Source organism: Bordetella sp., assembly GCF_057362025.1.
Genome location: NZ_JBMQQZ010000108.1, coordinates 38747 through 60839, shown reverse-complemented (window position 1 = coordinate 60839; position 22093 = coordinate 38747). Strand labels below are relative to the sequence as shown.

At 67.5% G+C, this 22093-nt stretch carries 17 protein-coding genes; 10 read left to right on the top strand and 7 right to left on the bottom strand.

From position 1 onward, the window contains the following. The first annotated feature begins 4 nt into the window (after positions 1–4). The 5 genes from tssK (at position 5) to ACO1P8_RS24920 (ending at position 9056) form a co-directional block, all read left to right on the top strand. The gene (tssK, locus tag ACO1P8_RS24940) at positions 5–1339 is read left to right on the top strand and encodes a type VI secretion system baseplate subunit TssK (protein ID WP_486298515.1); all 1335 of its coding nucleotides are present in this window, start codon (positions 5–7) and stop codon (positions 1337–1339) included. A gap of 22 nt (positions 1340–1361) precedes the next feature. Next, on the top strand, positions 1362–2657 hold the full coding sequence (locus tag ACO1P8_RS24935) for a DotU family type VI secretion system protein (RefSeq protein ID WP_486298514.1): 1296 nt from the start codon (positions 1362–1364) through the stop codon (positions 2655–2657). A gap of 8 nt (positions 2658–2665) precedes the next feature. Next, positions 2666–6280 (top strand): type VI secretion system membrane subunit TssM, encoded by a 3615-nt coding sequence (gene tssM, locus ACO1P8_RS24930; RefSeq protein WP_486298541.1) that lies wholly within the window; start codon positions 2666–2668, stop codon positions 6278–6280. Between the two features lie 67 nt (positions 6281–6347). Continuing rightward, positions 6348–7070 carry a type VI secretion system-associated protein TagF gene (gene tagF / locus ACO1P8_RS24925; protein WP_486298540.1) on the top strand — a complete coding sequence of 241 codons (723 nt, stop codon included), beginning with the start codon at positions 6348–6350 and terminating at the stop codon, positions 7068–7070. 24 nt (positions 7071–7094) lie between these two features. Next, positions 7095–9056, top strand: a complete 1962-nt coding sequence (locus ACO1P8_RS24920; RefSeq protein ID WP_486298513.1) for a serine/threonine-protein kinase — start codon at positions 7095–7097, stop codon at positions 9054–9056. A 186-nt stretch (positions 9057–9242) separates the two neighbouring features. Here the strand turns inward: ACO1P8_RS24920 and ACO1P8_RS24915 are convergent, their stop codons facing one another. The 5 genes from ACO1P8_RS24915 to ACO1P8_RS24895 all read right to left on the bottom strand — a co-directional run bounded on the left by ACO1P8_RS24915 (position 9243) and on the right by ACO1P8_RS24895 (position 16578). Continuing rightward, the gene (locus ACO1P8_RS24915) at positions 9243–9575 is read right to left on the bottom strand and encodes a DUF4148 domain-containing protein (RefSeq protein WP_486298512.1); all 333 of its coding nucleotides are present in this window, start codon (positions 9573–9575) and stop codon (positions 9243–9245) included. A 290-nt stretch (positions 9576–9865) separates the two neighbouring features. Beyond that, positions 9866–11230, bottom strand: coding sequence for an MFS transporter (locus ACO1P8_RS24910; RefSeq protein WP_486298511.1), 1365 nt, complete (start codon positions 11228–11230; stop codon positions 9866–9868). Positions 11231–11301: 71 nt separating this feature from the next. Beyond that, positions 11302–11805, bottom strand: coding sequence for a redoxin family protein (locus ACO1P8_RS24905; RefSeq protein ID WP_486298510.1), 504 nt, complete (start codon positions 11803–11805; stop codon positions 11302–11304). Between the two features lie 109 nt (positions 11806–11914). Then, on the bottom strand, positions 11915–12814 hold the full coding sequence (locus tag ACO1P8_RS24900) for a dienelactone hydrolase family protein (protein ID WP_486298539.1): 900 nt from the start codon (positions 12812–12814) through the stop codon (positions 11915–11917). Between the two features lie 47 nt (positions 12815–12861). Then, the gene (locus ACO1P8_RS24895; RefSeq protein ID WP_486298509.1) at positions 12862–16578 is read right to left on the bottom strand and encodes a DUF748 domain-containing protein; all 3717 of its coding nucleotides are present in this window, start codon (positions 16576–16578) and stop codon (positions 12862–12864) included. A gap of 175 nt (positions 16579–16753) precedes the next feature. Here ACO1P8_RS24895 and moaC point away from each other — a divergent pair, with 175 nt between their 5' ends. Beyond that, entirely contained in the window at positions 16754–17275 is a 522-nt protein-coding gene (gene moaC / locus ACO1P8_RS24890; RefSeq protein ID WP_486298508.1) for a cyclic pyranopterin monophosphate synthase MoaC, read from the top strand. On the opposite strand, the gene ACO1P8_RS24885 is transcribed toward moaC, so the two are convergent. Beyond that, positions 17251–18285 carry a membrane-targeted effector domain-containing toxin gene (locus ACO1P8_RS24885; protein ID WP_486298507.1) on the bottom strand — a complete coding sequence of 345 codons (1035 nt, stop codon included), beginning with the start codon at positions 18283–18285 and terminating at the stop codon, positions 17251–17253. The two genes, moaC and ACO1P8_RS24885, sit on opposite strands and share 25 nt — an antisense overlap. A gap of 564 nt (positions 18286–18849) precedes the next feature. Between ACO1P8_RS24885 and ACO1P8_RS24880 the strand changes: the two genes are divergently transcribed. The 4 genes from ACO1P8_RS24880 to ACO1P8_RS24865 all read left to right on the top strand — a co-directional run bounded on the left by ACO1P8_RS24880 (position 18850) and on the right by ACO1P8_RS24865 (position 21445). Next, positions 18850–19101, top strand: a complete 252-nt coding sequence (locus ACO1P8_RS24880; RefSeq protein WP_486298538.1) for a MoaD/ThiS family protein — start codon at positions 18850–18852, stop codon at positions 19099–19101. Next, on the top strand, positions 19098–19592 hold the full coding sequence (locus tag ACO1P8_RS24875; protein WP_486298537.1) for a molybdenum cofactor biosynthesis protein MoaE: 495 nt from the start codon (positions 19098–19100) through the stop codon (positions 19590–19592). Before ACO1P8_RS24880 ends, ACO1P8_RS24875 begins: the two co-directional genes overlap by 4 nt. After that, positions 19589–20134: a molybdenum cofactor biosynthesis protein B gene (moaB, locus tag ACO1P8_RS24870; RefSeq protein ID WP_486298506.1), complete on the top strand. Its 546-nt coding sequence runs from the start codon at positions 19589–19591 to the stop codon at positions 20132–20134. Before ACO1P8_RS24875 ends, moaB begins: the two co-directional genes overlap by 4 nt. A gap of 105 nt (positions 20135–20239) precedes the next feature. Continuing rightward, a complete protein-coding gene (locus ACO1P8_RS24865) occupies positions 20240–21445 on the top strand; it encodes a molybdopterin molybdotransferase MoeA (protein ID WP_486298505.1) in 1206 nt (401 codons plus the stop codon). Here the strand turns inward: ACO1P8_RS24865 and mobA are convergent. Further along, positions 21440–22090: a molybdenum cofactor guanylyltransferase MobA gene (gene mobA, locus ACO1P8_RS24860; RefSeq protein ID WP_486298504.1), complete on the bottom strand. Its 651-nt coding sequence runs from the start codon at positions 22088–22090 to the stop codon at positions 21440–21442. The two genes, ACO1P8_RS24865 and mobA, sit on opposite strands and share 6 nt — an antisense overlap. Positions 22091–22093: the final 3 nt, after the last annotated feature.

Below are 22093 nucleotides of genomic sequence, written 5' to 3'. Positions count from 1 at the left end.
CGTCATGGCACAGCGGAACAAAGTCATCTGGTCCGAGGGGATGTTCCTGCGTCCCCAGCACTTCCAGCAGTTCGAGCGCTATCTCGAACATGCGATACAGCAACGCGCGTCCGCGGGGCAGGCCTTCTTCTGGGGATATTCCCATCTGGCCGTGGACCGTGACGCCTTGGCGCTGGGCAAGATCGCGCTGAGCGAAGCGCGCGGCGTGCTGCCGGACGGCACGCCCTTCGAGTTCTGGCAGGCCGACGAAGCGCCCCCCGCGCTGGACGTGCCGCCCGGCTCCGCCGACACGCGCGTGATGCTGGCCCTGCCGCGCCGGCGCGCGGGCGCCGGCGACATCGCCTACGAGGATACCCAAGCCACGCTGGCCCGCTACCTGGTGGAGGAGACCGAAGTCGAGGACAGCGGCAGCCTGGGCCTGGAGCCGGCCCTGGTGCAGGTCGGCAGGCTGCGCCTGCGGCTGATGCTGGAAAGCGAACTGACGGATGAATGGCTGGGCCTGGGCGTGGCGCGGGTGCTGGAACGGCGCGCCGACAACCGCGTGGTGCTGGACGACCGCTATATCCCACCCTGGCTGGCCTGCGGCACGCAGGCGGCGCTGCGCGGCTACGTGCAGGAGCTCTACGGACTGCTGGACGCCCGCAGCGAAGCGCTGGCCCGGCGCGTGGCCGAGCCCGGACGCGGCGGCGTGGCGGAAGTCTCGGATTTCATGCTGTTGGAGGCGGTCAACCGCTATCTGGGCGCGCTGTGGCACGCGCGCCAGGTGGACAGCCTGCATCCGGAGCGACTGTTTCACGACTGGCTGATGCTGGCCTGCGATCTGGCCACCTATACGTCGCCCACGCGCCGGCCCGAGGTCCTGCCCGACTATGCGCACGACGATCTGCAAGCCACCTTCCTGCCGTTGATGGAAGAACTGCGCCGCTCGCTGTCGGCCGTGCTGGAACAACGCGCCCTGCGCATCCCGCTGCACGACCGCGGCCAGGGCGTGAGCGTGGCCCAGGTCCCGGACCTGAACCTGTTGCGCAGCGCCGGCTTCGTCCTGGCCGTGCGCGCCGACATGCCCCCGGATACGATGCGCACCCGCTTTCCCTCGCAGGTCAAGATCGGCCCGGTGGAGAAAATCCGCGACCTCGTCCATCTGCAGCTGCCCGGCGTGACCGTGCGCGCGCTGCCCGTGGCGCCCCGGCAGATCCCTTATAGCGCCGGCCATGTGTATTTCGAACTCGACAAGAGCGGCGACTTCTGGAAGCAGCTGGAGCGTACCGGCGCGCTGGCGCTGCACCTGGCCGGCGATTTCCCCGGCCTGGCGATGGAATTCTGGGCCTTGCGCGACTGAGCCGGCCCCTGGAGAGAACGCAATGCATGCATCGGACAGCGCCCTGCCCAGCCCGCCGGGCGGTATCGGCGATATGGGCGACATGGGCGCCGCGGCATCCAGCCGCCTGCGGCCGCACGAATACGTGATCAGCGGTTCCAATCCGCTGGTGGCGGCCGCCAATCCCCTGCTGGACCTGATCCCGCAGATCCGCGCCACCGCCAGCCATCCGTCGCCGGCCATGCTGCGCGAACACCTGCTCGACGAGGTACGGCAATTCGAACTGCGGGCACAGCAGGCCGGCATTCCCAACGAAACCATCCTGGGCGCGCGCTACTGCCTGTGCACCGCGCTGGACGAGGCCGCGGCGCTGACGCCATGGGGCGGCAATGGGGTGTGGTCGGCACACAGCCTGCTGGTCACCTTCCACAACGAGACCTGGGGCGGCGAAAAGTTCTTCCAGCTGCTGAGCCGGCTGTCGCAGAATCCCAGCCAGCACCTGGACCTGCTGGAATTGCTTTATTACTGCCTGCTGCTGGGCTTCGAAGGCCGCTACCGCGTGGTGGACAACGGCCGCTCGCAACTGGAGACCCTGCGCCAGCGCCTGCTGCGCATCCTGCGCTCGGCGCGCGGCGAGTATCCGCGCGAGCTCTCGCCCCACTGGCGCGACGCCCCGGCCCAGGCGCAACTGCGCCGCCTGCCGGTCCCGCTATGGGCGTACGGCGCGCTGGCGGCTGTCCTGGCGCTGCTGCTGTATCTGGGGTTGAGCTGGCGCCTGGGCGGGCAGTCAGACCAGGTTTTCGCCGCCGTGAATGCGCTGAAGGCGCCCACCGTGCAGATCGCCGCGCCACCCGCGCCGCGTCCCGCGCCCGTCCCCCGCCTGGCCGTCTTCCTGGCGCCGGAAATCCGCGACGGACTGGTCACGGTGCAGGACCAGGTCGACCGCAGCGTGGTCGTGCTGCGCGGCGATGGCGCCTTCGAATCGGGCGCAGCGGAAGTGCGCGGCTCGTACATGACGGTGCTGTCGCGCGTGGCGGATGCGCTGCGCGAGACGCACGGCATCATCCTCGTGCGCGGCTACACGGACAACCAGCCCATGCGCAGCGCGCGCTACCCGTCCAACTGGCATCTGTCGCAGGCGCGCGCCGATACGGTCAAGGCCATCCTGGAACAGCGCCTGGACCAGCCGGGCCGGGTACGCGCGGAAGGCCGCGGCGACGCCGATCCCATGGCGCCCAACGATACGCCCGCCGGCCGCGCCTTGAATCGCCGCGTCGAAATCACCCTGATGATCCCGCCCGTTCCGCGCGAAACCACCCTAGAGGGTGCGCAACCATGATCGCTACGTTGTTCTATCGCTGCTTCGGCTTCCTGTTCAGCCGCGGCCTGTGGAATTTCCTGGGCGTCGTTGCCCTGTCCATCCTGGTCTGGATCGTCGGCCCGCTGCTGGCGATCGGCGCCACGCGCCCGCTCGAAAGCGAGACCGTGCGCATCATCGTGATCGCCGCGCTGCTCGGCATCTGGCTGCTGCGGCTGCTGTGGCGCAAGTGGCGCGAAGGCCGCCTGAATGCCCAGCTGCTGGGCCAGCTGCGCAGGCCCGCACGCGAAAAGCCGGCCGCCAGGCCGGCCGACAACGACCAGATGCGGCAGCTCGAGGAACGCTTCGACGAAGCGGTCGATCTGCTGCGCAAGGCACGCTTCCAGGAAGGGGGACGTTTCGGCCTGCACCGCTATTCCAAGCAGTATCTTTACCAACTGCCGTGGTACGTCATTATCGGTGCCCCGGGCGCCGGCAAAACCACCGCGCTGGTCAATTCCGGCCTTAACTTCCCGCTGGCCGACCGCTTCGGCAAGGTCGCGCTGCGCGGCGTGGGCGGCACGCGCAACTGCGACTGGTGGTTCACCGACGACGCGGTACTGCTGGATACCGCCGGCCGCTATACCACCCACGAAAGCGATCCCACCGGCGACGAGGACGAATGGAAGGGCTTCCTGGGCCTGCTGTCCAAATACCGCGGACGCCAGCCCATCAACGGCGCCATGCTGACCGTCAGCGTCGAAGACCTGCTGCGTGCGTCCGATTCCGAGCGCGTGCAGCACGCCGCCGTGCTGCGGCGCCGGCTGCAGGAATTGCGCGAACAGCTGGGCATCCAGTTCCCCGTCTATGTGCTGATCACCAAGACGGATCTGCTGTCGGGCTTCGAGGAGTACTTCGCGTCCTTCAGCCGCGACGATCTGGCGCAGGTATGGGGCTTCACCCTGCCCTACGCCCGCACCCAGCAGGCCGACTTCGACCTGTACGAATCCTTCCATGCCGAATACCGCCTTTTGCAGCGGCGCCTGGACGATGCGCTGCCCGAGGTACTGGCTGCCGAAACCGACCCGGCGCGGCGCGCGCTGGCGTATATGCTGCCGCAGCAGTTCGCCGGCCTGCAGGCGGTGCTGGGCCACTTCCTGAGCGACGTATTCGCCACCTCCAAGTACGAAGCGCGGTTGCTGCCGCGCGGCGTGTACTTCACCAGCGGCACGCAGGGCGGCGAAACCTTCGACCAGGTTACCGGCCACCTGAAGCGCTATCTGCGCATCGACACGGGCGCCGCGGCGGTGGCCGAAGCCCCCGCTCCGGGCGAAGGCCGCAGCTACTTCCTGAAGAACCTGCTGCAGGACGTGATCTTCCGCGAGTCCGGCCTGGCCGGCCGCAATCTGCGCTGGGAGCGCCGCTACCGCCAACTGCACTGGGCCGGCTATGGGGCGATCACCGTGCTGTTCCTGGCCTTGATGGCGGGGTGGATCGTCAGCTACCAGAACAATGCCGCCTATCTGGACGAGGTGGCGCGCCGCGTGCCCACGGTGGACAAGCTGGGCCGGGATCTGAAGATCACGCAGGCGGGCGACGTGCTGGGCCTGATGCCCTACCTGGACAGCCTGTGGTACCTGCCGCGCGATGCCGGTTTCGAATTGAGCGATCCGCCGCTGGACCATACCTTCGGCCTGTACCAGGGACGCAAAATGGAGTCGGCGGCGCTGGGGGTCTATCGCGGCACGCTGGAACAGACGCTGCTGCCGCAGGTCGCGCGCCGCGTGGAAACCGCCCTGCGCACCGCTCCCGCCAACGACCTGGAATTCTCCTACGAGGCGCTGCGGGCCTACCTGATGCTTTACGAAGCCAACCATTACGATGCGGACTTCATGCATGCCTGGCTGCTGTCGGATATGCAGAAAACGCTGCCGGAAGGCTACACGCGCCGCCAGTACGACCAGTTGTCGCTGCACCTGCGCAACCTGGTGCGCGACAGGGTGCTTTCCTCGCCCTTCCCGCGCGACGACACACTGGTGCGCGCCGCGCGCGAACGGCTGGCGCGCTACACGCTGGCGCAACGCGCCTACAGCCGCCTGCGCCGCATGCTGGCCAACGACGATGACGCGCCGGACAACACCGCGATCACCCTGGGCGGGCCTTCGGCGACATCGGTATTCGTGCGCAAGAGCGGCAAGCCGCTGACCGACGGCATTCCCGCCCTGTACAGCTACCGCGGCTACTGGAACGTGTTCAACAAACGGGTGGATCGCGTGGCGGAGGTGCTGCGCAGCGACGATGCCTGGGTACTGGACATACCGCCCCCGGGCCTGCTGGACGATGCCTCGCGGCGGCAGTTGATCGTCGATATCAAGCGCCTGTACATGAACGACTACGTGGCACGCTGGGATGGATACCTGAACGACCTGCAACTGGCGCCCAGCACGTCGTTGCTGCAGAACATCCAGATGGCGCGAACGCTATCCGCGCCCGATTCCCCGCTGGCCCGGCTGGTGCGCGGCGTGGCCCGCGAAACCACGCTGCTGCGCGATGCCAACGCGGACCAGCGCTCGCTGATGGACCAGGCGCGCGATCGCGTCAGCAGCACGCGCGACGCGCTGGAACAGATGTTCGGCCCCACGGGCCCGGGCGCGGCGACCCGCGCCGATGCCAGCGACGACAAGCTGGAGCGCATCGTCGACCGGCATTTCGAACCCTACCGGCGGCTGACGCAGAACGACAGCGCGGGCGGGCCGCCCCCCATCGCAGCCACCACCGGGCTGATCAACGATCTGTATACCTACCTGACCGCCGCCGACGCCGCCCTGCGCAGCGCCAGCCCGGCGCCGGGATCGGACGTCGTCACCAAGCTGCAGGCCGAAGCCGGCCGCATGCCGGAACCCGTGCGCGACCTGCTGGCCACGCTGTCGGTCAACGCCTCGGGCCAGGTCTCCGGCGTTGCCCGCGAACGCATGGGCGAAACCGTGTCGGCCACCGTTGGGCTGTTCTGCCGCCAGTCCATTGCCGGGCGCTATCCCTTCGCTCCGCAATCCACCCGCGACGTCGCGCCCAACGACATGGCGCGGTTGTTCGCGCCCAACGGCATGATGGACGATTTCTTCCAGAAGAATCTGGTCAACCAGATAGACGTATCGGGAACGCGATGGCGCTTCAAGCCCGGCATCGACGGCAAGCCCGGCGAGCGCGCCGGCTATCTGGACGCATTCCAGAAGGCCGGCATTATCCGCGACGTGTACTTCACCGCCGGCAATCCCATGCCCTCGTTCCGCGTGTCCATACGGCCGCTGGAAATGGACGCTGGCATTACGCAATTCCTGATGGACGTCGACGGCCAGACCATCCGCTACGTGCACGGCCCGCAGGTGGCGACGACAGTGCAATGGCCGGGCCCGCGCGGGTCCAACCAGGTCAGCATCGAACTGACGCCCCAGGTCGGCACCGCCGGCATGACGACCTCCGGCGCGTGGGCGCTGAACCGCATGCTGGACAAGGCCCAGCTGACGCGCGGCAAGTCGCCGGAAACCACTGTGGCGACCTTCGACTTCAACGGCCGCAAAGTGGTGCTGGAAATCACCGCCAGCAGCGTCAAGAGCCCGTTCCACCTGGCCGAGATGCAGGGCTACAGCTGTCCGGGCAAGGCTTGAGCGGGCCGGGATGGCGCGAACGGATACGGGCATGGCCAAGAGAACCGACGGCGGATGGACGGAAAACATGGATGGCGCGAACCGCGGCGAACTGAATGCCCGCCTGGGCTGGTACGGAAAAATTCCCGCCTCGGGCGACTTCGTGCACCGGCGGCTTTCCCGCGAACTGATTGCATGGTGGGACCGCTGGCTGCAACACGGCGTGGCCGGGCTGAAGCAGGCGGCGGAGCCGCACACAGCGCGCGGCTTCGCCGGCGCGCCCATCTGGAACTTCGCCATTCCCGCCGGCCTGGGGGCGGGCGTCGCGCAGCTGGGCTGCATCGCGCCCAGCCGCGACCGCGTGGGCCGCGGCTATCCGCTGTGCGTGGCCCTGCCGATGCGCGCCCACGAGTACAGCAGCGGCCTGCTCGACGGCGCGACCGACTACTACCGCCAGATCGGCCTGAACATGCTGGCCGCGGTCAGGCACGGCTGCACACCGGAAATCTTCGACCGGTCGCTGCTGTACGTCAGCCTGCCCGGCGGCGCGCCGGAGCTGCCGTCACCGGGCGGCAACGACATCATGGATATCCTCAATGCCGGCACGACCGCGGCCGCCACCCCGCTGGCCACGCGATCGCTGGCGGCCTGGCCCGACCTGCCGTTCTGCTTCAACCCCAGTTCTCATACCAGCTATTGGTGGACCAACCAGGCCGACGGGGCCCCGCTTCAGACCTATGTACACGGCGGCGCCCTGAACGCAACATTGTTTTCCCGGCTGTTTTCCTCGCTGCCCGCGTGGCGGCCATGACAACGCCAGCTCCCGGAGCCGACCATGCCCTCAGTTTCCGCATCCTTGCCCGCGCGTGACGTTGAAACGCTGGACCGCTACGCGGCCGCGGGCGGCATGGCGACGGACCGCATCCGCCGCATCCTGGCCGACCTTGCCCCTGCCCTGCGCGATCTGCACCGGGCGGGACGCGCGCACGGAGACATCACGCCTTCGACGATCGGGTGGGACGCGTACGGCCGCGCGAGCCTGCTGACGCCCCCCCTGGCGCCGGCGGCCAATGCGGAGAACGCGACCCGCCGCGAGGGCTATGCCGCCTTCGAGCAATACACGGACGACCCGGACACCCCTTGCGGGCCATGGACGGATATCTACGCGCTTTCCGCCACCGCCTGCGCGCTGCTGACCGGCCTTGCCCCGCCACCGGCGCTGGCCCGCTGCGTGCGCGACGATTATGTGCCCCTGGCGCAACGGCGCGGGTCCGAGGAACAGGCCTTCTGCGCCGTGCTGGACAGCGGCCTGGCCATGGACGCGCGGGCGCGTCCACGGGACATCGACGAATTCGCGCAGTTGCTGGGGTTCGACGCGGCACCCGCCGCCGTGGCGAAGGAGACCGCGGCGCCGCTGGGCAACGCGACACTGGCCGGGACGTCGCGGACTGGAGCGGAGATTCCGGAAATCGGCGCAGGCGCCAGCGTGGACGCCACGTCGATGGATGTATCGCCGCCGGAAGTCGGGGCAGGCGCCGGCATGGCTGCCGCGCCGATGGAGGTATCGCCGCCGGCCGCCGGAGCCGTGCCCCGCCATCATCCGAGCGCGCTGGAGGACCCGGACGGGCTGCCCCGCGCTATCGATGCGGAACCCGCCGCGCCGGCCGGCGGCGCCGGGCTCGAGCCGGCTTCCGGCGGACATGATGCCGGCGGCCGGGAGAGCGGCGTCACCGTGTATCGGGAAGGACGGCTGGCCGATACGCAGGCTGCCACCGCGCGGGCACCCGCGCAGGATCCCGCCGCCGCCCAATACGCGGAGGCCGTTGCGTCCGTCCACACGCGCGAGGATCCCGAACGTCGATATCCGAAAAGCGAGCGGCCGCGGGCGTCCGCTTCGCGCAGGCACCGTCCGCGCCAACGCGCGCCCCGGCTATTGGTCCTGGCGGTGTCCGCGCTGATCGCGGTCGTGCTTTACGTATGGCTGCGTCCCCAGCCGTCGCCGCGCATCAGATCCGTGGCCCGCGTATCGACCACCGCGCCGGGCAACGCACAAGGAGACGCATCGAAAGCGACGCAAACCGGCGCTTCCGATACCGCGAGCAGCGGGACGCCGGATGCGGTGCCGGGCAAAGCGCCGGAAGCGGCGCCACCCCTGGCGCAGGAATCGACCAGGGGCGGCGCCGAGGGAGCGCCCGACAATAGTCCCACATCATCATTGGCCAGTACGGCGCCGTCCGGGACCCCGCCGGTTTCCACCGCCAACAGTCCAGGCGCGTCGCCATCGAATGGCGCGGGGACAGCGGCGGCGCGGGATAACCCCGACCTCACCCCCGGTGCGTCAACGGCGCCGCCCTCCGGCGCCGATAGCGCCTCGCCCGCTGCCGCGTCGACGGCACCGGATGCATCGGCGACTTCCGCGCCGTCGGGCGCCGCGGGCCCCATGGCCACGGGCACAGACACAAGCACGGGCGCGGCCACAGGAAACGCCAGCGCAACCGCCGCCGTCGCGAGCGCCGCCAAACCCGATACCAAACCCGGCGCGACCGCGAACGCCGCGGCAAAACCGTCTATTCCCGCCGCCAGCAAAACGCCGGTCGCGGTGGCGGTCGCCATCCGCCCCTGGGGCGAGGTGCTCGTCAACGGTAAATCGCGGGGCGTCAGTCCACCCTTGAACAGCCTGAGACTGGCGCCGGGCAAGTACGACATCACCGTGCGCAATAATGCGAGCCCGGATTACCACCAGACCCTGACCGTCACGGCGGACCGCAACGCCACGATCGCCCATACGTTCCAATAGCCGCGCCACGACGATCCCGGCGCCGGTCGGGATGGCCGGTCACCGGCATCGCGCATCGACGCCCCGCCGCGGCCGGCGGCGGAAATGAATCGGCCCCGCGATCAGCGGGGCCGATTGTTCTTGCGATGATGGCGGCAACTGCATGGAGCCGGCATCTTCGGAGCGGGCGTCGAATCCCGCCGGGACTTACGCACCTTGGAACGGCTGGTTGTCCAGGTCGCCGAAGGCAATGCTGGTCGTCGTGTTGCCGCGGTCGATATCGGCAGTGATCTGGGCACGCGTCACACCGTTATCGGCTTGCGCGGTGAACGGAGCGTTGTTCGATTCGCTGTTGCCCGTCAGGCCGGCAAGGCGCGCTTGCTGCAGTTCCGCGACGACTTGCGCGCGGCTTACGGTATTGGCGGCCTGGCCGTAGACGCCCTGGAAGGGAACGTTGTCCGGTTCGCTGTTGGCCGCCTGGGCCGCGCCGATGGCGGCGAAGGAAAGAATCACGGCGGAAACGATGGTCTTGGCATTCATGGCAGTACTCCTTAGTCCTGGTTGAGTGGTTCGGGACGGACATCGCGGAGAGGGAGGGGAGGGGTTCCGCGATGTCCGTTGCTGTTCCCGATGAAACGCATTCTGCGCCGCAAGGACTTAGGGATAAACCCTAGGATAAGGAAATCATATTTCCATAAACGCAAATAATCCGCCCACATTAGACCAGGACTATGGAAACCATAGCCAAAGCCAAAGCGCCCTAGCCAGGCGAAACGCGCGCTATGGACAGGCGCAACGCCCCGCTACCGGGGACGTCCGATACGTGAGCGCTAAACGCGCGTCTCGTCTTCGGCCCGTGTCTCTTTTGCCACGGACGCTTCGGTCTCCGCGGCCGGGGACCGGGGAGGCGCCACCACGTCGGCCTGGGGCTCGACCATCACGAGTTGCTGGTCGACCTCCGGGTCCACCCGCGGATCCAGGGTGGCGGCGGCCGCGGGCGAGCTTTGCAGCGCATCCGGCATGGCCTGGAAGTGCATGGGCGCCTCGTCCACCTGATGCTCGTGCGTCACTTTGATGGGCCGCACGGTCAGCACCAGCGTCAGGGCGCAAGCGGAGATGAACACGTAATACATGTTGGGGCCCGCCAGCGACATCAGCCCGCCGGCGATCAATGGCCCGACGCAAGCGCCGATGCCATAGGCCATCAGCAGGATCGCGCTCAGGCCGACCCGGCGCTCCGGCTCCACATGGTCGTTGGCGAAGGCCGCGCCCAGCGGATACAGCGTGAACTGCAGCACGCCGAACACGCATGACAGCAATAGCAGCAACGGGAACGGCATGGACAGCCATCCCCACATCAGGGCCGGCAGCACCGTCAGCAGCGCCGCGTTGAAACGGATCAATCCGGCGCGATTGACCCGGTCGGACACCCACCCCATCGGAAACTGCGACAGCAAGCCGGCCGTCACGGTGGCGGCGACATACACCGCCACCTGCGCGGTGGAAAAACCGTGCCGCGCCGCGTACACAGGGGCCAGGCCGTAGAAACCGCCGGACAGCAGCCCCGCGACGAACAGCACGGTCAGCGACAGCGGCACGCGCGCCGCGAAGAAGCGCAGGTCCAGCGGCGCCGGCACAGGCGTGGCCGGATGCGAGCGCGCGGTCAGCGCGATGGGCACCAGGCAGAGAATCTGGAATACCGCCACCAGCGTCAGGGGCCGCAGGTCCAGCGTGGCGAATAGGGTCAGCGACAGCTGGCCCAGGACGGTGCCCAGGCCGGACATCAGCATGTAGACGGAGAAAACCCGGCCGCGCAGCCGGTTTTCCGTCTGCTCGTTCAGCCAGCTTTCCAGCACCATGAACTGCGTCACCATGGCGATGCCGGCAACCAGCCGGAATAGCAGCCACAGGGACAATATCTCGATCGAAGCCTGGGCCAGCACCATGACGGCGGCGATGGCCGCGCACGCCACGAAAGCGCGGATGTGGCCCACGCGGATAAGCAGCCGGTGTCCCAGCCGCGCGCCGCAGACCAACCCCAGGTAATAGCCCGCGATCAGGGTACCCACCCAGAACGGACTGACGGACTGCGCGGTCAGGCGCAGCCCCATGAAGGTATTGAAGAGGCCGGTACCGCACAGCATCAGCAGCGCGGCCATATACAGGGAAGAGAAAGAGGAAATCGTGGCGAACATAGTGCGCTTAATGGCGAGAGCCGCGCTGGGCGGCTCTCGGATGGACGGTACTCAGCAAGCAGGCAACCGTGTCAGCACTTGGCGAGCATCGATGCCGCGTCGCTGACCTCGAACTTGCCGGGTGCTTCGATATTCAGCGCCTTGACTGCGCCATCGTCCAGCACCATGGCGTAACGCTGCGAACGCATGCCCATGCCCCGCGCGTTCAGGTCCAGTTCCAGGCCCAGCGCCTTCGTCCAGCTGGCCGAACCGTCGGCCAGCATGCGGACCTTGCCGCCCGTCTTCTGGTCGCGGCCCCAGGCGCCCATGACGAAGGCGTCGTTGACCGACACGCACCAGATCTCGTCCACGCCCTTGGCCTTGAACGCATCCGCATTCTGGATAAAGCCCGGCAGGTGCTTGTTCGAGCAGGTCGGCGTGAAAGCGCCCGGCACGGCAAACACCACGATCTTCTTGCCCTTCACCAGGTCTGCGACCTGGAAGTTGTTCGGACCGAGCGCGCAGCTCTCGGTCTCGGTTTCGATGAACTCGGTCAGGGTGCCGTCAGGGACCCGGTCGCCGACTTTGATGGTCATTGATTATCTCCAGTGAAACAACGAAAAACGCATTTCATGCGCTCGTCGCGGCGATGTCGCCACGAGCCGCAACGCCCGTGCCTGGCCAGCGGCCGGACACGCGCGCAGGTCAACCCTGCGCCGACGATGCCAGATTATGCTGCGAAAACCATTCGAGCATACGCTCCCAGGCCTGTTCCGCCTGCGCCTTGCGGTAACTCGGCCGATAGTCGGCATGAAATGCATGGCCGGCGCCCTGGTACACATCGATGACGGACGCCTTGGCGGCGGCGGAACCCCTGGATAGCGCTTCCCGCATGGCGGCGACGTCGTCCTGCGTGATGCCGGTGTCTTCAGCGCCGTAGGCGCCGCGCACGGGCGCATGCATGTCGCCGGCAATGTCCACGGGGAATTTCGGCCGCAGGGTCTCGTCGCGCTTGCCGCGCAAGGGGCCGTAGAACGCCGCACCGGCCTTCAGCTTGGGATCGTGGGCCGAGTACAGCCAGACGAAGCGGCCGCCCCAGCAGAACCCGATAATGCCCAGCCTGTCGGCGTCGCCGTTATGCCCCGCCGCCCATTTGGCGGTGGCGTCCAGGTCGCCGATCGCCTGCGGATCCGGAATTTTGCTGATGATATCCGCCTGCAGCTTGGCAATATCGGTGTACTTCGTGGGATCGCCCTGGCGCGCGAAGAGGTCGGGCGCGATGGCCAGGTAGCCGCGGTGCGCGAGGCGCCGGCAGATATCCTGGATGTACTCATGCAAGCCGAAGATTTCCGGCACCACCAGCACCGTCGGCAGACGGGTACCCCGCTGCGGCTGGGCGCGATAGGCGCGCATATTCCCGCCGGCGGCCGGCACTTCCACCCAGCCGGCGGTCAATCCCTTGGCGTCGGTCTTGATCGCCGTCTGCGCCATGACGGGCCCCGCCGCGAGGCAAAAGCCCGATGCCGCGGCTGTCGCGATGAAACCGCGGCGATCCAGGCGCAGCGGCGGCAGAAGGCTATCCAGGTGCTTGTCGTCCATGCTGATGAACTCCGTTCGTTACCCTATGCCGGGAACGCCCCCGGCGGGCGGCCTCAACGCCTCAAGGAAAATTCCACCCGGCTCGGCGGACCTTTGTCCTTCACACCGTCCGCCGACAGATTCGGTGCGACCATGAATATCCGGTCCATCGGCGCACCCTGCTGCTGCAACTGTTCATACGCCGCCTGGGCCCGCGCATCGGCCAGCTTGCGCAATTGATTCTCGCCGGCAGGCGCCGCCTGCTTCAGCAAGGCTTCCATCTGCGCCGGCGGCACGGATTTCGCCATGCCGATGAAATTGCGCGGCTTGTTGTCGATCTTGGCGTTGTCGTAAGCGGCCTCCAGGTATTTCGCGCGTTCGGCCTCGGACAGCGGCGCATCGCCATCCAGCCTGCCGCTCTTGCCGGTGGCGCGCGAGCGCGCGGCACGGATGCGCATATCCACCCAGGCCTGGCGCAGGCCGGCCTCGTCGGACACAGGGTCCGCGCGTCCGGCGATGTCCATCTTCAGCGACGGCCGGTCGGCCATCGCCGCCGCCAGCTTCTTCAGCTTCGCTTTGTCGTCGTCGCTCAGCGTCGAGCTGCCCGGCTCGAAGGCGATATAGGACAGCTCGTCGCCCCCGCCGAAGGCCGACGCCAGCAGGCTGAACGGCGAGGTGACGGCCTTGACGATGAGGTTGCCGATGACACGGAGGATGATGCCGCCCACCGAAAAATTGGGATCGTCCAGCGACCCGGATATCGGCAGGTTGATATCGATATTGCCGGAACGATCTTTCAACAATGCGACGGCAAGCATTACCGGCAAGGTGGTCGCCTGCGGGCTGTCGGTCTTCGCGCCGAAGGTCAGCTGGTCCAGCTGCACACGGTTGCTGGCCTGCAGCTGCCGGTCCTTCAGGCGGTATTCGACATCCATCGACAGCTTGCCGCGCTCGATGGGGTAGCCGACGTACTTCGCCGAGTACGTCGTGAAGCGCGGCAGGTCGACGCCGCGCGCCGACGCCTTGATGTCCAGCGTCAGGAATTTGGCGAAGGGCTGGACGATGCCGCTGATCGACAGCGGCGCGGTACGGTACACACGCCCCGTCACGCTGACCTTGGCGGGCTTGGGGTCGGTGGACGATACCGCCGACACAGACCCCTCGATGGCGGACAGTTCGGCGGTGTAGTTGGGCCGCACGAAGCGGTCGTTGAACGTCGCCCGTCCATTCTTCAGCGTGACGCTGCGAACGGCGATATCGGGCATGTCGCCATGGGCGCGGGATTCGGCCGGGCCGCTGGACGCCTTCGTCCGGGACGGCTCCGGCGCCGGCGTCGATGGCGTCTCGCGCGCCTGCGTGTCCTGCGTGATGGAGCCGCCCGCCTTGCCGGGTTCGGCGATCAGGCTCATCACGTTGAGCTGACCCTGGGAATTCAGCAGCACGTTGCCGTAGAAATTGTCCAGCGTCACATCGCCCAGGTCTATCGTGGGCTTGCCGCCAGCCAGCGATATCGCCATGCTGCGCAGGCTGAGCAGCTTCCAGGCCAGGAAATCGGCACGGTTCACACGATCCTGCAGGTTCAGGTCGCTGACGTCCACGCCGCCCTTCCACGTGACTTTCATCGGCGCCGCGCCCCGCGCGCCGGTGAAGTCCACATCGCCTTTGGCACCCAGCCGGATCGATTTCACCGTCGCGTTCAAGCGCGATGCGGCATACGGCGCCAGCGTCGCCACGTCCAGGTTGGACAGGTCGACACGCGCCTTCACCGCCAGCGGGTTCAGCGTCAGGCTGCCCTGGGATGCCAGGTCGCCGTCACCCAGGAGGCCTGAAGCGCGCAGGTCGAACTTCGACGATCCCGAGCCCAGCACGAACCTGTCCACGCCCAGCGCCAGGCGCTTCACGGCCACCGTGATCGGGGGATTCAGCGTTTCGTCGCGTGCGGATACGCCGGCGAGGTCCAGTTTGATGTCGGATGCCTGGATGGCATACGTGCCGGCCTTGTCCCGGACGTCGACCTTGGCGGCGGCGCCCACGGTGCCCGCCAGCAGAGTTACCGGCGCGAAGCTGCGCACCGCGCTGGCGAACGGCGCCAGCGGCAGGCGCTCGGTCTTCGCATCCAGGGTCAGGGCCAGAGGCTGCAGGATCACGCCGCCGGTGGCATGCAGCGTGGCGCCATCGGGGTTCTCCGCGCCCAGCTCGATGGCGATGGGCTGGTCCTTGGGTTGGGGCAGCGCGACATGGGCGACGGACACCGAGACCTTGTCCAGCGCATAGTCCAGTTTGGTGGCCGCATCGCGCAGGCGCAGCTGGCCATTGACGATGGACACCTTGTCCACATTGATATGCCAGGGATCCGGCTCGGCGGCGGCCGTCGTGGCCGGCGGTGCTGTGGTTGGCGGTGCTGCTGCCGGCGGTGCTGTGGTCGGTGATGCTGCCGCCGGCGCTGCTGCCGGTTGTGCCGTCGTCGGCGGGATGACGGTCGCGGGCGCGGTGTCCGCCGGTGCGGTGCCGTCCTTCGCCTCGGCCGCCGGTGGCGCGGCTGCGGCCCCGGCAGGCGCCCGCGGCGCGGCAGTCGCGGTGTCCGTCGCCGTCGATCCCGTCGCCGGGGAGTCGGGGTTGGCCGCCGGCGGCGCGGCGGTCCCTGGCGCGGCTACCGGCGGCACGGATGCGGTTTTCACGGTGGACACCGTGGCCGGCCCCTCCGTTTTGGCGCCCGCGCCCAGGCGCTGCAATTTGTCGATGACGTCCAGCCAATTGACGCGCTGGTCCGCGTAGCGGCGCGTCTGGATGTTCGGATCCGTCAGCGTCACTTCGCCGACCTGCAGGCGCCTTTCCAGCGGCAGCGCATCCACGCCACGCACGTTCAGCGCGCTCCATGCCGCCAGGCGCTCATCCGAGGCCTCGCGCAGGTCCACGTCACGCAGGCTCAGGCCCCCGGTGATGCGCAGCTTGGGCGCCGCATCCTTGGGCTGCTCGAAGGCGATGTGCAGATCGGAATCCAGCAGCGCTCGGTTCAATTTCACGGGCAACGGCACCCCCCACGCGTCGGCCCATTTTTCCAGTTCGAGTCCGCTGAAGACCACATCCAGCGTGGATGTGGGGGTAGCGTCGAACGGCCGCGCCGTACCGTTCAGGTCGAAGGGGCTGCCGTTGATCCGCGCATGGAATTTCGGCACGACATCGATATCGGTGGCATAGCCGAAGTTTGAAATGAACGGTACGCCCAGGGCGATCTGGTCGATAACCTGCTGGCGGCCCGTCACCTTGTCATCCAGGGTGATCGAGCCATTCTCCAGCCGCATGTTGTTCAGTGAAAACCGCGGCAGGGGCTTGTCTTTTTCATCCGGCGCGGGTTCCGGCTTGCCGGCGCTCATTTCCTCCAGTTTCTGCTGGATATCCGAGAAGTTGAAATGCGCCCGCGCGTCGCGCACCAGCGCCACGCGCGGCTCGCGCAACACCATCGCATCCACCACCGGAGCGAACCAGAACAGCGACTTCCACGAAGCGCTGGCATCGGCTTCGGCCACCGTCAGCAGGGGCTGGGCGCCGCCCGGCTGCGCGATGGCGAAATCGTGCACGCGCAGCGTCAGCGAAAAAGGATTGAACGTGATCTTGCCGACCTGGATCTCGCGCCCCAGCAGCGCCGCGACGTCACGGGTCAGCGCGCGGCGCGTGAGTTCCGGCACCTGCCATGCGGCCAGCGCGAGCAGAAGCAGGATCAGCCCTACGACCGCCCCCGCGATCCGCAAAAACCGCCGCGTAAATCGAATTCGGGGCAAATACGAGGGCATCCATCATCTCCTGTAGGCGTTGCGGGATTATGGCCCCCTGGCCTGTACGCGTCCATTATCATAGGCAGCCCGAACGCCGCGATTCAGGCGCGTTTGGGTGCAACATCAAACAATTACGTCGCTGGCGTAATTTCGTTTCAAATCTTGAACGGACCGCCCAAGGCGGCGCATCGGCATGTCCACCTCTACCCCGGCCTTGAGCCACCTCGATGAATCCGGCCAGGTCCGCATGGTCGACGTTGGCGGCAAAACCGTCACTGCCCGCGTCGCCATCGCGGCGGCCCGCGTGCGCATGAACGCCACCGCCTACGGCCTGCTTACCCAGCCGGGCCAGGGCAAGGGCGAGGTGCTGAATACCGCCCGCGTGGCCGGTATGCTGGCCGCCAAGCGCTGCGCCGACCTGATCCCCCTGTGCCACAGCCTGCCGCTGTCGTTCGTCGGCGTGGACTTCGCCTTGGACGACGCGACGCACAGCATCGATATCCGCGCCACCTGCCGCACGGACTTCCGCACCGGCGTCGAAATGGAAGCCATGACCGCCTGCAGCGTGGCCGCCCTGACGGTCTACGACATGTGCAAGGCGGCCGACAAGGGCATCGTCATCGAGCAGATCCGCCTCGAATACAAGGCCGGCGGCAAAAGCGGCGAATGGCGGGCGGACTCGGGCGCAGGTCAGGTCCCCCGGGACCGGGGATAGCACGACAGGTAGTCCAAGGCCCGGTTCAGGAAGGACGGCCGTTGCCGGGCGGTTGCCTGCGCCACGCCAGGCTCCCGCACATCCACCTTGAATACGAAGTCGCCCTTTATCCGGATGGTTTCCTTATCCCCGACGAAGCACGACGGATGCTCGATTTCGAAGCCGGCATCCGCATCGACGCGGTTTTCCGTCGCGTCCTCGAACCGCACCCCCGGCACACCCATCAGCTCTGAAAGCCCGGGAACGCCATCGAATACGCTCATGTGCGCGTTTCCCACCAGGGCGATCCATTTGCCATCCTGGCCCTCCCGGGGAACACGATCGCACGCATGATTGGTTTCATTCATGACGAGATAAGAAAAATAATTCATGACGGGTATACGCCACGCCTCGCTATCGTCGGCATAGCTCTCGCCGCCCTTCAGGAAATAACTCGCCGCGCAGTCAACGGCAATAACGCTTATGCCGGCCCGATGCGCGGCCTCCACGAGCGAGCCATAGCTGTACTTTTCCGTGACCGCGCGGTCCAGCCTGCGAAACGGCTCCCACCCGTTTTCCTGTTCCCGCAGGTAACGGGCCAGGCCCGCCGATATTTCGTTGTGCGGCGACCCATTCAATTCAGCGAGCGCATCGCCATGGACATCGGTCAATAGATGCTCCATGTACAAGCGCTCCACACCTTGTGCCTTGAGCGCCGGCATATTCTCGATGAGCAATTTCCTGGCTCCGACATGGCTGTGCACTTCTCCCAGGACCAGACCGGGGCAAGCGTCCAGCAAGCTCGCCAACTGCTCGCCGGGATCCCGGTTGGGCACATTCGGTATTTCGCGCGCATAGCAGCGTTTTTGCGCCAGGCGTTCGGACCGCACATCCAGGAAGAACTGCTGAGCGTCGTCCTGGAGTTCCCGTCTCCTGGCATATGTCTTATGCGCGACAGAATTGATCGCCCTATCGCGCGTGGCGAAGTCCGGATCGAAGGCGTGGCGGTCCCCCATCAACCAACGGTCCACCAGGATATTCAGCGTAGGGCGATCGCATAACGGAATCTCATATTTGCCCGATAGCTTGTCCAGACCGGGGCCTTCGGCTACGCAGGTAGGCGCATCGGTTCCCTCCGCGAGCGGTTCCAAGGCCACATATGGCGATATAAACGACTGATTCGACACTACTTCCGGCATGCTGCCTCCAAAAGATAGGCCGGGCGCTCGCATACCGGGTTGTTACAACCGGGGCAGCCACCTTCCGGTGCCGCCATCCACCCGTTACGCAAGGGAACCGGCCACGAAAAACGCGGCATGATGCCGTCACCGGCCCTGCGCGAAGCCTGGCGCGATGAATATCGGACGCAGCGGGACGTGGCGCGCGGCGGCAACCCGCGCCGTCCCTCCCCCGCCGACCGGCCACGCCATCGTCCGGTCGACGCGGTAGAATGCGGGAGTCTTGGGAATCGTGCGCCCCCGGCCGGCACCGCGTCCGTTCTCGCCAGCGCGCCGACGCGACAGGACAACTATGCAGACGATTTCGGGCCGACGGCCCAGAGGTGCGCGGTGAGCGGCTCGAATCAGAATCCCGGCATGGATCCGGCCATCCAACTCCTGTATTTCGCGCGCGTCGCCGAAATGACCGGCCGCCGGGCGGAAGCCTGGCCGCTGCCGGACGACAGCGTGACCGGCCTTGCGCTGCTGGCCAGCCTGGAACAGCGCTATCCCCAGCTGGCGCCCGCCGCCCGGCTCAGGCTTGCGGTGAACCAGACCCACGTCAAGGCCACGGTCACGATAAAGGCCGGCGACGAAGTCGCCGTTTTCGAGCCCGTCACCGGAGGCTGATCGCCATGGTCGTGGTACAGGAAGCCGACTTCGACGCGGCGGCTTTGCAGGCCGCGCTGCGCGAACGCGCGGGCGCCGCCGCCGGCGCCATCGTCACCTTCACCGGCTATGTCCGCGACTTCTCCGCGGACGAGGCCACCGAAACCCTGTTCCTGGATCACTATCCGGGAATGTGCGAACGCGAACTGCAGGACATCGGCGACCAGGCCATGAAGCGCTGGCGCGTCATCGATTTCGTCATCGCCCACCGCGTGGGCGCGCTGCCGCGCAACGCCCAGATCGTATTCGTGGGCGCCGCCAGCGCGCACCGCGGCGACGCTTTCCGCGCCTGCGAATACATCATCGATGCGCTGAAGACGCGTGCGCCCTTCTGGAAGCGCGAAACGCTGGCTGGCGGCCGCAGCTTCTGGGTCGAACAACGCCAAGCGGATCACGACCGGACCCATTCATGGGACGCCGGCGCCAGCGGTTTATCGAAGGAAAGCACATGAGCGAGCAAAAAGACGACAAGAAAGCGTGCCTGGCATGCGCGGTCCTGACGGTCAGCGATACGCGCACCGCCGGCAACGACACCTCCGGCAACTGGCTGGCCGAAACCCTGGCGCGCGACGGACACGATTGCGTGCGGCGCGACCTGGTGAAGGACAACGTGTACCAGATCCGCCGCGTCGTCAGTGCATGGATCGCCGACGCCGAAGTCCAGGTCATCCTGATCACCGGCGGGACGGGCTTCTCGCATCGCGACTCCACCCCCGAGGCGGTAGCGCCCCTGCTGGACAAGGAAATCACGGGTTTCGGCGAATTGTTCCGCCACGTGTCCTACCAGGAGATCGGCAGCTCCACCATCCAGTCGCGCGCCCTGGCCGGCTACGCCAACGACACGGTGGTGTTCTGCCTGCCCGGCTCCACCGGCGCCTGCGAAACCGCATGGAACCACATCCTGCGCGAACAGCTGGACAGCCGCCACAAGCCCTGCAACTTCGCCAGCCATTTGCAAAAGAAGGCGCTTGAAGCCAGGGAACGCGCCCGCTGACCCTCGCATCCGTCCTTCAGCAAAAAAGGCCTTTTCTTCCCCTGGCAGGCCGGCAGCGCCGGCCCCCGGGGCCGCCACCATCGCCATTTCCTCGCGAGTACACATATGCTGGAATTCGACGACGCCCAGACCCGCCTTGCCAACGGCGCGCCGCGCCCGCAGACCGCCACGGAGACCGCACTGCGCGACGCCGCCGGGCTGGTACTGGCGCGCGACCTGACCGCGACGCTGGACCTGCCCTCGGCCGACAACAGCGCCATGGACGGCTACGCGCTGCGCTACGAAGACTACCGCGAGGGCGTCGCCCTGCCGATAGACCAGATCGTGTACGCCGGCCATGCGCCCCAACCGCTGCGGCCGGGCCACGCCGCGCGCCTGTTCACGGGCAGCCTGATGCCGGCCGGGGCCGATACCGTGATCATGCAGGAAGACACGCGCGAAGCCGGCGGCAGGCTCGAAATCGCCCGCGCCCCGCGGCAGGGCCAGCACGTGCGCCGGCGCGGCGAGGACACCGCCGCCGGCAGCCCCCTGCTGGCCGCCGGGACGCGCATCGGGCCGGCGCAGATCGCGCTGCTGGCATCGCAAGGCATCGCGCGCGTGACCGTGCATCCCGCCGTCCGCGTGGGCATCCTGACCACCGGCGATGAACTCGTCGCCCCGGGCGAGGCGCGAGCCCCGCACCAGATCTACAACTCCAACGGCGCCATGATGGCGGCCCTGGTGGAAGGCATGGCGGCGCAGGCCACGCAGATCCTGCACGCGCAGGACAACGAAGCCGCGCTGAAATCGGCCTTCCAGGCGCTGGCGCGCGACTGCGACCTGATCCTCAGCATCGGCGGCGTGTCGGTGGGCGACAAGGACCTGGTCAAGCCCGTGCTGGAAAGCCTGGGCGCCACGCTGGACCTCTGGCGCGTGCGCATGAAGCCCGGCAAGCCGGTGGCCATGGCGCACGTGGACGGCAAGCCGGTCGTCTGCCTGCCCGGCAATCCGGTATCGGCATTCGCGGTGTTCACGGTGCTGGTGTCGCCGCTGCTGCGCCGCATGCAGGGGCGGCGGGATCTGTTTCCGCAGGTCAGCATGCTGACGCTGCGCACCGACACCCCGCGCCATGACAGCCGCGAGGAATTCCTGCGGGTGCGCCGCGAGGTCGACAACGGTGGCGTGGGGCAGCTACAGGCCTTCGACCGGCAGAGCTCCGGCGTGCTCAGCTCCCTGCCCTGGGCCACGGGCCTGGCGCGCATTCCCGCCGGGCAGACGGTATACGACGGCGAAAAGGTCGCCTACTACGACTTCAAGCACTGGCTGTCATAAGCCATTGCGGTCGGCATCGGCCAGTTCGCTGGCGGTATTGACGTTGACGAAGGCATCGGGCTGATCGTCGAAGGGCACTTCGACGCAGCCCGCCCGCGATTGCCACGTATCGACTTTGCGCCCGCCTTCGGCCAGGTACTGCAACAGATCGGGCAGCAATTCGCGCGACACCAGCATGCATACCGGCTGGCGCTTGCCGCCGCTGCACGCCACGGCCAGGCGCGCCGCCGGCCCCCGCGCCCGCAGGGCCTGGCCCAAACGCGCGACCATATCGAGCGGCAGGAAAGGCACATCGCACGGCGTCGTGGCAATCCATGGGCAGCGCGATGCCACCAGTCCGGCCGCGACCCCGGCCAGGGGCCCCTGCCATTCGCCGTGCGCGGGATCGTCGGCCACCACCTTGCCGTATTCGGCGTAGCGTTCCAGATTGCGATTGGCGCTGATCAACAAAGCGCCCACCTGCGGTGCGAAGCGGGCCGCGACATGCTCGACCATGGGGCGGCCACGCAGCAGCGCGCAGCCCTTGTCGACGTCCCCCATGCGCGAGCCCCGGCCGCCGGCCAGGATCAGTCCGGCGATGCGCGCGGTCTCCAAAGCGTCCTGCCCTGCCGGCGCGGCAACCGGCCCACTTGCTTGCGCGTTCATGCG